Consider the following 14,753-nt stretch of genomic DNA (forward strand, 5'->3'; position numbering starts at 1 on the left):
ATCATAATAATTTTTACTAAAATGATAATTTAATCCAACGGTAACTTAAAATAAAATGTTGAGCCTAAATCAACTTTACTTTCAACATACACTTCTCCGCCCATAAGTTCAGCTAAGCCTTTTGCCAGCGAGAGCCCCAATCCTGAGCCTTCATAACCCCGAGAAATTGATAAATCAGTCTGATAAAAACGCTCGAACACTTTTTCAAAATGCTCTTCAGAAATTCCTATCCCTGTATCTCGCACGTAGAATGTTACAGATTTTTCAACTGCGAATACTCCTAATTCAATTTCACCCTCTTTTGTAAATTTTTCGGCATTGCTGAGATAGCAGTCAATTATTTGAATAAAACAGTACTCATCACCCGAAATTACTAAATCGCTATTTATTTTTTCAGTATTTGCAATAAATTTCAAGCCCAAACTATTAATTCTGTTTCGATACTTATTATCAAGAGTTTGAATAATGTCATGCGGTGATAGATTATTTCTATTTATTTCAATCTGATTTGAATCTAATCTTGATAAATTAATAATGTCATCAATTGTATTCAACAATCTGGTGCAGCTTTTAACCAACATATCAGCATATTCAAGTCGTTCATCTGCGGATAAATCAAATTCAGATAAAAATTTTGCAAAACCAACGATTCCATTTATCGGAGTGCGAATTTCGTGAGATATATTTTGAAGAAATGCAGCTTTCAATCTGTCACTTTCTTCTACTTTTTCTTTAGAGGTAATTAAATCTTGCTGAATTTTCCAAATATCTGTTAAATCTTGTAAATTTATCCAAACACCTGTTACTTTATCATTTTTAATTAATGGAATTATGTAATATTTGATGTAAGCTGTTTTACCCCATTTGCTTGTATAAATGTCTTCATCCGTTATAATGACTTGATTATCAATAGATTTTTGAAGATTTGGAGAAAAACCTACATTAACCAATGGTTCAAAATTTAGCAAATTGATTGTTTTGGTGTCCTCTAATGATGGCGAACCTAACATTTTTAATGCTGCAGGGTTTGCTTCAATCAAAACACCGGAGTCATTGCAATATAAAAATCCGACTAAAGAATTTTCAAACATACTTCTTACTTTTCTCTCATTTTCTTCTGCTGTATCTCTTGCACTGATGAGTTCTCTATCCAGATTTTCTCTAAGTATAATATTTACTATCATCTGAGCAAATACTTTGAGTAGTTTTTGTTCATTTTGAGTATAAATATGATGATTAATTACTGAATCAAAACCAACAAAACCTATGCAATTGTTGCCATCCATCATAGGCACTGTAATTACTGTTTTAATTCCTTGTGGCTCCAAAATCTCACGTACCGCTCCACGAGGAAGTTGGGAAACATCAGGAACATACATTGCTTCTCCTTTTTTATGAGCATCTACCCAATCAAGCATCATTCCCAAAGGTACATTTTGTAGGTTATTAATTTCAGCCGTTATACCGTTTTCACACCATTCATAAGTATTATTGCAGACGAATTTTTCCCAATCATAATCAAAAATGTAAACTCTGTCCGCTTGTGCAAATTTTCCAAGTTCCTCAAGAGATTTCTGCATAGTCATATCAACTCTGTCAAGAGAAATATTAATATATTTTGATGCAATATTCATAAGAATTGACTGCATTCTATTCAAATGTTGAAGCTCTTTTTCAGCAATTTTTCTTTCCGTAACATTGCTTGCAAAACACGAACCGCCAACAACTTCACCATTTTTTGTGATTGGGTTCATTGAAACTTCAATGTAAATGATACCAAATCCAGTATCAACAGCATCTATAAATGTAAATTGTTCGCCTTGAAGAACTCTGTCGTATCGAGGTTTCCAAATTGGTTGTAAAATATCCGGAAGTGCTTCAAGCAAGTTAGAGCCGGGAACTAACTCAACTCCAAATGCGGCATTAAATTCATCATGAAAAACTTTGTTGATGTAAATAATTTCATAATGAGCATCAAAAGCCCATATACTACTGGTGGTATTTTCAATTATTGCAGTAACATTAGCGGAATTAAGCACAGCCGCTTCTTTTGCCTGCATAAATTCTTTTTCATACTCCTTTCTTTCACTAATATTCCTGAAAATACCCATTATTGCCTTTCTACCTTGATAATTAACAGTAGAAGCCAATACCTCTACAACAGATAAAGTACCATCTGATGCAACAACATTAGTTTCAATCAGATTTGATAAATTATTAGCTTCAATATCTGCAATATGTTGAATAAAAGACTCTTTGCTTCTATTCTCCTCTTCTTTCGGGTGCAAGTCTGTTTGATGTAATCCAATTATTTCTTCAATTGGTATTTTTACTAATTTTGAAGCTGCGTTATTGGCGTCTAAAATAATCCCCGTATTTATATCTGCAATAAAAATTGCATCAGCGGCATTTTCAAAAAGACTGCGGAATTGTGCTTCACTTTCTTTTAAAGCGAGTTCAGCATTTTTTATGTCAGTAATATCATGTAAAACGCCCTCAATTTTTTCAGGATTGCCTTCCTGATCGTAAATGAGCTGCGCATTTACAGACGCAATAACAACTCTATTGTCTTTAGCTTTTAGTTCAACCTCAAAATTTGATACTGAACTATTTCTAATAAGTTCATTTACAAAATTTTTCCGGTCGTTTGGCTTTACATAAAATTCAAGAATTTGTTTACCAATCAATTCCTCTCTTTTATATCCTGAATGTCTTTCAATTGATGGGGAAATATCTATGATATTTCCGGACATATCAGTCTGATAAATAATATCCTGAATATTTTCAAATATTTTTCTATATTTTTCTTCACTTTCAATTAATAACTTTTCAAAAAACTTCCTTTCTGTGATGTTTTCTTTAATTGCAAGATAATTTGTTGTTTCCCCATTTGAATTGGTAATTGGATTAATTGAAACAAGCTCCCAGAAAAGCTCACCATTTTTTTTCTTATTATGTAATTCTCCTCGCCAAGTTTCACCTCTGCTTATAGTAGTCCATAAATCTTTATAGACCTCTTCACTTTGCAGTCCGGATTTCAAAATCCTAGGATTTTTTCCTAAAACTTCTTCAGATTTATATCCACTTGATTCTTCAAATTTTGGATTAACATATTCAATATTTCCATTTGTATCCGTAATTACAATACTCGCCGGACTTTGCTCAACAGCAAGTCTTAAAATTTCAAATCTTTCATCAAGTTTTTTTCGTTCATTTATATCTCTTGAAATTATATATGTTCGCTTTACAGTACCATCAGGATTATAAATGTATTTTGTATGGTCTTCACGCCAGTAATAATGTCCGGCTTTATGTAAAATTCTGACTTCGTACTTAATACTTTCTTTTTGCAGGGCTTGTGCTGAAAAGATTTTATCAAGAACTTCGGCAGCATCATCGGGATGTATTAAATCAACTATATCCTGAGCTGTTCTTCCTAATTCTTCTTCTTCAGTGTAGCCATTTATAGCTAAATATGATGGTGATACATAAGTTATTCTATTATCCTCAAAAACAATTATACCATCCGAAGTATTCTCCGCAATTAACCGAAATTTTTCTTCACTTTGTTTTATCTTGTTCTCTCTTTCAATTCTGTCACTTATTTCTCTTGCAGTGGCAATCAAACATACCTTACCATTATAGGTTCCACGATTTACAATAACTTCCTTTGGAAATATATCGCCATTTTGCCGGATAGCCCAAAAATCAAATCTGGTCGGCTTGCCTGTATCTAGTACTTCCAAACTAACTCTTGTAATTTCATCAAGATTGTTCATTCCGGGAGCTGCAACATCAGCAGGGGTTTTCCCAATGATATAATCTCGGTCACATCCGTAAATATTTTCGACTCCTTTATTGATGTCTATAAACACACCGTTTTCTTCCTGAATATAAATTGCTTCAGAGATGGTGTTGAAAATATTGGAATAAGTTTCTTTTGTCAGTATAAGGTCTCTTTCAATTTGCTTTCTTTTTTCAATATTTCTGGTTACACCCTTAATTCCTGTTGGATTGCCATTATTATCCCTTAAAAAGCTTATATTAATTTCAGTCCAGATTTTAGAGCCATCTTTATGATAATATTGAATTTCAATCAGCCTGCTTCTGTTCGGGTCTGAATCCGGCGACTTTTCAAGTTGCATTTCCTGCTGATAGACTTGCTTTACAAGCTTAATTGATTCGGGTGGGTGCTTTTCTTCAAGTGTAAGTAATAAGTGTTCCTCAGGAGTAAATCCGGTCAATTTGGAAATTGAAGGGCTGATAAATTGAGTAACTAAATTCATATCAGTCATCAAAATCACATCACTTACTTCTTCGGCAATTTTTTGAATATTTATTTGAGATAAATTATTCTCGCTAATTGCCTGACGCAACTCCTCATTTTGCTGCTTCAGCTTCAAGTTCTCAGTTAAAAGCTCTTCTATAGTGTAATCATTAAATTGCATAATTATCCTGAAAAAACTACTTAAATATTTGTAAATATAATTAATAACAAACAGATTTGCAAGGAATCGAAAAATAAAATGTTGAACCTTCTCCAATCCTGCTTTCAGCCCATATCTCTCCACCATGCATAGAAATAAATTCTTTGCAAAGAATTAGCCCTAATCCACTTCCTTTCTCACCGGCTGTACCGTCGGAAGAAGTGCTTCTATCAATTCTGAATATACCATCAATCACTTCTTCGATCATTCCTACACCTGAATCTTTTACATAAACAGTACAGTAATGATTTTTTGGACTATTTTCTATCAAACCAATTTCGATATTGCCACCGGAATTTGAAAATTTGACGGCATTGTTAATAAGATTTCTTAATACAGTCTCTATCATTAAAACATCAGCATTAACTACAAAATCATCAGGAACATTGATTCTTAAATTTATAGATTTTTGATCAAATATTACTTGAGCAATACCAGCTGCATTATTTGCAAGTTGTTTGAGATTTAATTCATTCGGTTCGAATAAGATGTTGCCTCTCTGGACCTTTGACCATTGCAACAGATTTTCAAGCAAATTATAAATATTCTCTGCTGCCTGACGCATACTTTCGCTCAAGTCCTGCATTTCTTTAAGTGTCAGATTAAATTGATTTTCTGCCATTATTTTTGTAAGATTCAGAAAACCATTAAACGGACTTCTCAAATCATGAGAAATAATTGAGAAAAATTTATCTTTTGAAGCATTAAGTTCTTCAAGTTCAACATTCTTCATCTGTATTTCGACTTCAATTCTTTTTCGCTCTGTAATATCATAAAAGCTTACAAGACTTGCCCAAATATTATTCTCTTTATCCTTAATCGGAGTACCAAAAACTTCCAGTAAAATTTCAGTGCCATCGGGCTTTTCAACAACCATATCCTCAATATGAGCAGATTCGCCAATCATCCCCAAAACTATCGGCATTTCATCAACTGGATAGGGACTGTCTGTATTTAATCTTTTCACCTTGTAAACCTCTGCCAGATTCTCTTTATTGGCATCGGGCATGACTCCTCTACCTAAAATATTCAGAGCTGCTTTGTTTGCTATAATTGGTTTACCTGTTGGTGCCTCAACCATGAAAATACCAACCTTAATATTTTCAAGTAAAGTTTCAAAGATTTCGTTTTGTTTGATAATTGCTTCTTCTTTTTGCCTGATAATTTGCTCAGACCTTTTCCTTTCAGTCATTTCCCACGCCAGATCAGCGATATCACGTGCAATAATTACATCTGTTTCATTATAATCAGATTCCTTATTTCCAACACCAAGAATAGATACAATTTTATCCCCTCTGAAAATAGGAACTACAAGTTCCCTAAAAACCTTTGCATGCCCTTCAGGAAGCCCTTTTCGGTTCGGCATGGACATATAATCATTGTGAATTACAGGTTTGCCTTCAACAACACATTCCACCCACACTCCAGCCTGGTCAATCGGATAATGCATTCCTGCACCTGTAGCTTTACACATGTGATTGGTCGTATTGGTTGACCACGCTTGAAGTGAAAGAGTATTCTGATCAGACTCAACAAAATGATAAAAACCCACTTTACTTTTTGTAATTAATTCTACTTCATCAAGAGTTGCAGTCAGCAATTCTGACAATGTATGATTTTCAGAGTACTTCAATAATTTTAATCTGGCTTCTTTAACCGAATCAAATATTTTTTGATCTGTAACATCAACCATAACACCGATTATACCAATTATATTATCATTTGCATCCGTAATTGAAGCTTTGTGAAAAACTACATCTCTGATCCCTTTTGCTGTTTTAACAGGCGCTTCGTATATTTGAACTTTTTTACTTTCCAAGAGTTCAAGGTCTTTTTTATGGAATTCATCTGAATATTCTTTAGGGTTTAAGTCTTTAACTGTTTTATTAAGGATTTCATTCTCAGTTTTTCCAAAAAAATCAACGAATGCTTTATTAAACTGTTTGTACTGTCCTTCATTATTTTTAAAAAAGAAAGGAATTGGCAGTGTTTGTAGAATTGATGATAAGAATTCCCTACTTTCAAGAACTTGAATTTCAAATTTCTTCTGTTCTGTAATATCCTCATACACACCTAAAACACCAATACAATTGCCATCATAGTCAATCATCGGAACTTTTGAAGTATCAATCCACTTCCGGCTTCCATCATTTGACTGAAGCTGCTCTATGATATGCATTTTGCGGGTTTTACTTTGTATAACATAATTGTCATCAGCTATATATTTTTCTCTGTCTTTCTGATTCCATGGCATATCATAATCAGTTTTGCCAATCACATCTTCTGTTTTTTTGAGACCTACTTCAATTGCAAAATTTTTGTTGCAACCCAGATATTTTCCGTCTTTACCCTTCCAAAAAATATTCTGGGGAACAATGTTTATTACATGGTCTAACATTGACCTGCTTTCAGCAAGTGCCTCTTCATAAACTTTCCAGTCCGTAACATCCATAGCCGAAAAAGTAACACCTTTAGATAAATCGCTTTGATCTATAGGAGTAGAGCTTAAAAAAACATTTATTATTTCTCCATTTTTCCGTTTCCATTTTGTAAACACAGAGCCGGTTCCGAGTTTTGATATTTGCTCATATTTTTCTTTGCCTACATACTCATAGTCGTTATCATCAATATAGAGAAATCTTGCATTTCTCTCGAGCATTTCCTCTGATAAATATCCGGTAATTGTACACAACCTGTCATTAGCAAATTTAATAACCCTGTCAATAACAACACCTATTCCTACAGGCACACTTTTAAATACACTGTTTAAAAATTGCTCTCTTATTAGAAGCTCTAATTGGATATTGTTTTGTATTGCAATGTCATTCTGAACTCTCTTTTCCATTTTGAAATATTCGCTCTTCAGCGTTTTCAGCTCTCGAATTAAATCCTCTCTTGTCATCTCGTCATAATTCATAGCTCACCTGTCATAGGATAAAATAATATAAATTGCAATTATAGTAGGTATTATTAAGGGGTAAAAGCAAGATGCTTTCAAGCAAAAATATTACTATCGTAAACATTTTCACTAATGATTCAAAATTCGTTTTATGAACATATCTTTTCTCTCTCATAGCATCTAACACTTTTATATACAAATGCCTTTTTTTAGCAAATCACATAATAACAAATATACATATAATTATTTAAATATCATCAAAATAAAGCTTATGATTATTTTTTTTTATTGTTTTTTAATTAATACTTAAAGATTATATTGCCAGGCTATTAAACTAAAAAACCCCAATGAGTTATCATCGGGGTTTGGGAACAAAAAAAAACAATCATATGATTAGTTTAACGGTTCTGCAACTTCCATTAACCAGTTAATCATAGTAGTTAAATCTTCATCGCTACCTCTGAAAGGAACCGGGTGCTTCTTATTGTTAAGATTTTCATCTTTTTTCAAGTATTTTGTCCAGAAATCAACAGTATAATCATCACCTTTGTGTATTTTGGATAAATCAGGATTTTTGTCTGATTTTTTCTTTGGAACAACACCTTGTGATTCGATGCCATGACAAGTTGTACATTTAGCATCTTCAAAAATAGTTTTACCGTCTTTACCTTCAGCATGTGACATCTGAACGAGCGATAGTCCTAAGACTCCGAGTGTTACTAAAAAAGCAACAGTTAATTTAAGTGTTTTCATTTGAAAAGCTCCTAATAATTAATTAAAAAAACTTACGCTAAAATAATGGTCAATATTTTATTGCCTGAATTATATTCGGTTTCAAATACCTGCATATCGGGTACATTGAAGCCTTTGTTGTCAATAACCTTCCCATCAGTAAATGAGAAAGTTGCCTGATGACATATACACGTCATTACTCCATCAGACGAATTAGGTAGCTCAACGTTACATGCCTGATGACGACATATTGCATCCATTACCAACCATGTACTATCAGGATTATGTTTCACGATAACAGGGTCGTCACCGTTAACCTTATCAATCTTGACAATTTTGTGACTTCCCGGTGATGAAAGTTGAGGATGAAGATTTGTATCAAAATCAACTCTTTCGCCACTTATAGGTTTTGGTGGAAGTTCGTCCTGCTCACAAGAAGTAATCATGCTTCCAAATGCACCGGCAAAAAGTCCAAAACCGGCAACCTTTCCGGTGTTTTTTAAGAATTCTCTTCTTTTATTAATATCATTCATTTCAGTTTTAACTCCTTATACTCTTAATAAAATACGTGAATTTGGAAAGCCCATTGAGAAGCATAGCCGGGCAAATGTGCCTTGTCATTTATACGATATTCAGGCAGAAATGCAATGTACGGCAACACGTATGCTTTTGCTCCAACCACATAATGACTTGTATTAAAATCAGCATTGTCCGCAAGGTAGTTTGTATTACCATTTTCATATCTTACGTATGGAATGAGTGCTTCATGAAGTTGATAATTAAGTTCCAGACTCACATTATTTACTTCAAGCTGGCCTTGCTTTACAGTTCTCATATATTCAGTCATGAGTGCGAGTTTATCAACTAAACCGATATTGAAAAACACATTGCCGATGTAGTAGTGCTCATTACCGAAATAAATCCCGTCATCGGTTTTGAGAGGAGAGTTAAAGAATAATGTTCCGCCGGCAAACATATTTACACCCGGCATCAGCTCAGGTGGAAAGAATACAAGTCTGAAAACAGAAGACATGTGATTTCCGTTTACAGGAGCTCCTGCTGCTGTAGTTCCTAATGGAATTCTTGTTTCAGCTAAGTTCTGGCTGCTGAACATACCAAAACTGACACCTAACCAGGAAATTGCTTCATAGTCTATCTGAAAACCGAGTTCTGCATAATCAGCAGGAACAACAGGTACTCCTCTGCCACCAGATGCAAACTGACGATTGAGCATTGTATGGTCTTCAAATCTTGTGCCAATAGTAGGCTGGAAATAACCAACTCTTAATGATGGTAAATCATGTGATGGCTGAATTATAACACTTCCTGCTGCAGGTTGCTGTCCGGGATAACGCATTGTTTCGTGAATATCATATCCAAAATTATATAATCCTTCGAAAGTCAGCCAGTCAGTTGGTGTGTAAACAAGATAATTTGACCACTGCATCACCATGTGTTTTCTTTCTGATACACCGGATTGAGAACCCCATCGGGCAGTTTGATAACGGAAGTCAAAGCCGTAGGTTAATTTATCTTCAATGATTTGATTGGATTCCTGGGTTAAATCAAAAAGTCCTTGAAGTCCAATGTCAGCAGGGTCAACAAGTGAGCTCATATTTCTTGACATCCAGCCACCAAAGTTTCTCACACCGGCACCCTGATTGATTGTATGACAACCGGTGCACTTTGTACCGTAGGACTGAAGAAGGGAATATTGAGCACGAGAGTAGCCCTCATAACTTGCCAACATTGATATTATTATTATCAGTACAATTTTTTTCATTTTTATCTCTTTGTTTATTTCTAAATAATTAACGAATTAATATTGAATACGTTAAATTTGAATTGAGAATATTTTACTTCAATACATAAGAGGGCTTAATAAAAAGCCCTCTAAATTTGAATCAATAACTCATCACAGATTAATCAAAAGCTGCAATGGAATTTTTCAGAACAGCAGTGATATATTTAGGATTATGAATACCATAGCTTTGGTCAAAATAAACATATCTGTAGTTATAAAGAGCAGCTGCATGCATTGATGGATAAGTGCCGGCAACAGGATAGCCACCAGCATCAACCATATTCTTTTCAAGTAGTTTTTCTTTAAGTTCAGCCATCAATGCTTTAACCTCTGTTTGGGTTCCACGGAAGTCAAACTTTGTTTCTCCGGCATGGCAACTTGTACAAACAGCTATATTGTCAGTTGTACCTTCGTTGTAAGTCATTTTCATAGTGTGACCACCTGCCTGAGCGCCAAATGCTTTACCCATGTGACAATCTACACAGGAGTTTTTAAGCAAGTTAACGTGTACCGTAGTACTTGTGTATGGTTCAGGACCATCAATTTCAACTGCGCCCATACCTATGAAAGAATTTGCTGCAGTTGCATAATGAGGACCATATCTGTTGTTTGCAACTCTGTAAGTTTCGCCGGCAAAATCTGCCATTGAAGGTACTGAGCGTGATTGGTGGCAAGTAGCACAAGTAGCACCAGTTCCAAAATCATGAATTTTGGTTGGATCTATGCGGAATTTAACTTCACCTACTTTTGTTAATTCCCAATCAGTTTCATCGCTGTTTCTGTGAACAAAGTGGCAGGTACGGCAATTTTGTCCTGTTGGGTCAAGTACTTCAGCGGCTGTGTTAAATTCGCCTGTTCCTAATACTTCATGGAAGCCGTCATTTGTATGGCATGGAGCGCAGCTTGTTCCTGATCTCTCAAAAGTAGTGCCTTTACCGTGTTGAGAATTCTCATACTGTAATTGCTTAGCAAAAAGCACGTTTGAAGAATTGTGGCAAACGCCGCACTGCTCTTGTCCGTCTTTACCGTCTTTTCCATCGGTACCGGCTAAGCCGTCTTTTCCGGCAGGTCCTTCGCAGCTGATTATAAGCAGTGAGAAACTTACCATTATTGCCAGAAACATCATTGTTAGTGATCGTGTCATTAGTAACTCCTTAAATAGTTTATAAAATTACAAAAATTTACAAAGAAAATTTATTTTCTGCATATTGCATAAGGTAAATTTAAATAATATTACTTAATTTTCAAAATTAAAAAATATTTAATATTTAGCTATACATAAAGAATTTTGTTCAATAATTTCAACTTCTCTCAAAAGTTGATTTTAAAATGATAATTCTAATTCAATAATTGACGTAAGTGACTGATAATAATAAATTAATCAGCTTATTTGAATCATTGAAAAATATATTCTTATAATTCAATTTATTGTATAATAATTTTTTAATCAAGAATCTTAACAAATGTAATCATTGTCATACTAACAAAAATAGATATTTCAATTTGATAAATTAAGTTAATAAAAATTAGTTTTATCTAAATACTTATATAGTTACATTCAATGATTTAAATATTCGCAAACTAATATTCTAACGATGAAAACTATAAATGCCCGAATAAATAATATGATATATACAAAGCCGTTAATTAAAAATTATTTATAACATTATGTTAATTTTTATAGAATATTTGTTAAATTATGGTACAAAAAGTAAATAGTAAAAGAAAGAAGAAATCTTATGTTCCTCTTTATTTTTTGCTGATAATGATATTAATAGCAGGATTATTAGTTGCTATTTACTTTAAAAACGAGTATAGTGAAATAATTGAAATTAAGTCTGATATTACAAAAGTAAATAACCTAACCGATAAAGACGAAACAATTGATACTACTTTTCTTAAGGCAATTCTACCGGATGCTGATTCAGGAGTACAGGTAATAAATATAAGCCGCTCAACAAATCTTCCGGAATTTGAATATGATGAAGACGCCGGAAAATATATCCGAAGGGTATATTCAGGCAGGCGAATTAATATTGCAGTGACCGGAGTTGATGCACGTCTGGGTGACAGATATCGCCATGCTGATGCTAATCATATAATTTCTATACTACCTGATAACGGAAAAATCGAAATTATATCAATCCCTCGGGATACACCTGCTGATGCCGGCTATGACGATACAACCGGGCAGAATAAGCTGACTATTGTTCGTGCTGCTAAAGGCAGAAGAGCATATTTTGAAGAATTATGCAGAATTGGCGAAGTGGACAAAATACATTATTTCGCTGAACTTGGTTTTTCGCAGGCAATGGGAATAATTGAATGGCTGGGTTACGAAAAACCAAGCCAAACTCTGCAAATTTTGCGTTCACGCTCTGCTCTCGGTGGAGACGATTTTCAAAGAGTTTACAATCAGGGGCAATTCATACGTCAAATGCTTTTCAGAAATTTTTCAAGGCTGGATGGTATGATGGGTGATATCTTCATTGGAAGCGGATTAATGCTTGTAGAATCTGACCTGACTTCATCAAAAATTAAGGAGATTATCCAACTTCTCAAAGCAAACGGATTTGATTCAAGTCCGGATAATATTACTGTTAAGATTAGACCTTCATTTCCTGCTAAATTCAAACTTTATGATTTCACCGATGAAGGCACAGTCAAATCCCTTTCAATTGTGGTAAAGAATTATTATACCGAAAAATCAGACAATGATGATGACGGAAATGTTGAAAGTAGCTCTGATAACTCTGAAAAAGTATTTAGCAGACTAACTAATGTTCTTAGCAAAGCCGAAACGGATTCTTCATCTTCACCTCAGAAAGTTATCAATAATCTGAGTACCTTCTTCGAGCAAAGAGCTTGGCTGCAAATTGAGGATAAGGAGAAAAGGCTGGAAGTCCGCGACCGGTTTGTTGAACTTATGACTAAAGCCTATGAGAAAAGAAAAGATACACTATCGGCAAACAAGGTAAGAGGTGTTGCCATTGCTGAGGACAATCTGTTATATCAAAAAAAAATGCAAACAAATAATAACCAATAAATTAATATGAAAACAATAATATTTGTCAGGCACGCTAAATCAAGCTGGGATAATCAGGAGTGGACTGATTTTGACAGACCTCTGAACAAAAGAGGATTTCATGATGCTCCCAAAATGGCTGATATTTTCTCAAATAAAATTGGACTTAAGCCAGTTATTTACTCAAGTACTGCCAAAAGAGCTATTACTACTGCTGAATATTTTGCCGATGCTCTCCAAATTGACAAAAATGATATAAATATGGAAGAGGCAATCTATCATCAAGGAATGAAATTTATAAACAAAACAATTAAGCATTTAGATAATAATATAATTGCCGCTATGTTTTTTGGTCATAATCCGGATATTACTTCACTCGCAACATTTTTTACAGGAAATTATTTTGAAAATGTACCGACCTGCGGTATTATTTGCATAGATTTTGAAGTAAATTCTTGGGAAGAAGTATTGAATCACAACGGTAATTTAAGATTTTTTGACTACCCAAAAAAGTACTTTACTTCTTAATTATTAAAAAAAATGGGGCATTCGAAATTATATCGGCTGCCCCATAAAATTATAATATTTCTTCGAATCAGCCTTTAAGTACTGCTATTACTTTTCCTGCGATTTCCTCGCCAACTCTGTCCTGAGCTTCCATAGTGGAGGCGCCGATATGAGGAGTAACAGACACATTTGGATGGTTTATAAGTGCTGATTGTGCTTCTGTTGGTGGCTCAACTTCGAATACATCAAGAGCTGCTTTAGCTACTTTTCCGCTATTGAGTGCTTCAAGTAAGTCTTTTTCTACAACAACTTTACCGCGGGCGCAGTCAATCAAGATTACACCATCTTTCATTTTAGCAAATTCTGCGGATGTAATTGTAGGTCCGTTTTCTTTGATAAATGGAATGTGCAATGTAATAAAATCTGATTGTGCAAGAAGTTCGTCCATAGTAACAAGTTTCACATTCATGTCAGTTTCATTCACATAAGGGTCATAAGAAACTACATCCATACATAGCCCAAGACATCTTTTAGCAACTTCTTTTCCGATATTGCCAAAACCAATGATACCGACGGTTTTACCTGTAAGTTCGATGCCTTTGCTGTACTCTTTTTTGGGCCACTTACCCTGACGCATTTCAGTATTGCTCAAATGTAAAAATCTGCTTAGTGCAAACATGTGTGCAATTGCAAGCTCAGCAACTGAAATCGAAGATGCTCCGGGTGTATTAAGTACGGGAATTCCTTTTTCCTTAGCATAAGCAACATCAATATTATCAAGCCCGACGCCTCCACGTGCAATACATTTAAGATTGCCGGCATCAATTACTTCTTTAGTAACTTTTGTTGCTGAGCGAACTATGATTGCATCATAATTTTTGATTTCCGCTAATAACTGCTCAGGAGTGAGCTTTGTTTCGATTACTTCAAAACCTGCTTCTTTGAGCATATCTGAACCAATTTTCTCGATTCCGTCTGATACTAATATTTTCATTTTGAACTCCATTTTTATTTTAGTTTACAAATTTATTTGAGAAAATTGTAACATCAAAAATCATTTTGAAATATGCAATTTCCCAAAAATAAAAATAATCAAAATTTTTGTGAAAAAAAAATAATATTTGTGAAAAGTAATTTTAAACTCAATATTAATCAAATGTTATTTCATAAGCCCCTGCATTTGTATGTCGCCATGGAAAAACATCAGATGATTTGGGAATTGAAATGTAGGGTTAGGGCTTGACCTGTCCTTATATTTTTTAGGGGCAGGGTTAATAATCAGTTAGAAACCTTATCTTT

At 34.1% G+C, this 14,753-nt stretch carries 9 protein-coding genes; 2 read left to right on the forward strand and 7 right to left on the reverse strand.

What is annotated here, in order from left to right:
* Positions 1-29: 29 nt before the first annotated feature.
* From KF896_16485 to KF896_16510, 6 genes are all read right to left on the reverse strand, one after another.
* On the reverse strand, positions 30-4,448 hold the full coding sequence (locus KF896_16485; GenBank protein ID MBX3045312.1) for a PAS domain S-box protein: 4,419 nt from the start codon (positions 4,446-4,448) through the stop codon (positions 30-32).
* 40 nt (positions 4,449-4,488) lie between these two features.
* Positions 4,489-7,404: a PAS domain S-box protein gene (locus KF896_16490; protein ID MBX3045313.1), complete on the reverse strand. Its 2,916-nt coding sequence runs from the start codon at positions 7,402-7,404 to the stop codon at positions 4,489-4,491.
* Between the two features lie 375 nt (positions 7,405-7,779).
* Positions 7,780-8,139: a cytochrome c gene (locus KF896_16495; protein MBX3045314.1), complete on the reverse strand. Its 360-nt coding sequence runs from the start codon at positions 8,137-8,139 to the stop codon at positions 7,780-7,782.
* A gap of 32 nt (positions 8,140-8,171) precedes the next feature.
* Positions 8,172-8,651, reverse strand: coding sequence for a Rieske 2Fe-2S domain-containing protein (locus tag KF896_16500; GenBank protein MBX3045315.1), 480 nt, complete (start codon positions 8,649-8,651; stop codon positions 8,172-8,174).
* 23 nt (positions 8,652-8,674) lie between these two features.
* The gene (locus KF896_16505; protein ID MBX3045316.1) at positions 8,675-9,901 is read right to left on the reverse strand and encodes a hypothetical protein; all 1,227 of its coding nucleotides are present in this window, start codon (positions 9,899-9,901) and stop codon (positions 8,675-8,677) included.
* Positions 9,902-10,040: 139 nt separating this feature from the next.
* Positions 10,041-11,066 carry a hypothetical protein gene (locus KF896_16510; protein MBX3045317.1) on the reverse strand — a complete coding sequence of 342 codons (1,026 nt, stop codon included), beginning with the start codon at positions 11,064-11,066 and terminating at the stop codon, positions 10,041-10,043.
* Positions 11,067-11,621: 555 nt separating this feature from the next.
* On the opposite strand from KF896_16510, the gene KF896_16515 reads away from it, so the two are divergent.
* The gene (locus KF896_16515; GenBank protein ID MBX3045318.1) at positions 11,622-12,968 is read left to right on the forward strand and encodes a hypothetical protein; all 1,347 of its coding nucleotides are present in this window, start codon (positions 11,622-11,624) and stop codon (positions 12,966-12,968) included.
* Between the two features lie 6 nt (positions 12,969-12,974).
* Entirely contained in the window at positions 12,975-13,475 is a 501-nt protein-coding gene (locus tag KF896_16520; protein ID MBX3045319.1) for a histidine phosphatase family protein, read from the forward strand.
* A gap of 67 nt (positions 13,476-13,542) precedes the next feature.
* On the opposite strand, the gene KF896_16525 is transcribed toward KF896_16520, so the two are convergent.
* The gene (locus KF896_16525) at positions 13,543-14,448 is read right to left on the reverse strand and encodes a D-2-hydroxyacid dehydrogenase (protein ID MBX3045320.1); all 906 of its coding nucleotides are present in this window, start codon (positions 14,446-14,448) and stop codon (positions 13,543-13,545) included.
* Between the last annotated feature and the right edge of the window lie 305 nt (positions 14,449-14,753).

This window comes from Ignavibacteriota bacterium, assembly GCA_019637995.1.
In the GTDB taxonomy this organism is placed as follows: domain Bacteria; phylum Bacteroidota; class Ignavibacteria; order Kapaibacteriales; family UBA2268; genus JANJTB01.

Bases quoted from the DNA above. Each gene is read 5' to 3' on its own strand.
- KF896_16485 (MBX3045312.1), bottom strand. From the start codon at position 4,448: ATGCAATTTAATGATTACACTATAGAAGAGCTTTTAACTGAGAACTTG.
- KF896_16505 (MBX3045316.1), bottom strand. From the start codon at position 9,901: ATGAAAAAAATTGTACTGATAATAATAATATCAATGTTGGCAAGTTAT.
- KF896_16520 (MBX3045319.1), top strand. From the start codon at position 12,975: ATGAAAACAATAATATTTGTCAGGCACGCTAAATCAAGCTGGGATAAT.
- KF896_16490 (MBX3045313.1), bottom strand. From the start codon at position 7,404: ATGAATTATGACGAGATGACAAGAGAGGATTTAATTCGAGAGCTGAAA.
- KF896_16510 (MBX3045317.1), bottom strand. From the start codon at position 11,066: ATGACACGATCACTAACAATGATGTTTCTGGCAATAATGGTAAGTTTC.
- KF896_16495 (MBX3045314.1), bottom strand. From the start codon at position 8,139: ATGAAAACACTTAAATTAACTGTTGCTTTTTTAGTAACACTCGGAGTC.
- KF896_16500 (MBX3045315.1), bottom strand. From the start codon at position 8,651: ATGAATGATATTAATAAAAGAAGAGAATTCTTAAAAAACACCGGAAAG.
- KF896_16515 (MBX3045318.1), top strand. From the start codon at position 11,622: ATGGTACAAAAAGTAAATAGTAAAAGAAAGAAGAAATCTTATGTTCCT.
- KF896_16525 (MBX3045320.1), bottom strand. From the start codon at position 14,448: ATGAAAATATTAGTATCAGACGGAATCGAGAAAATTGGTTCAGATATG.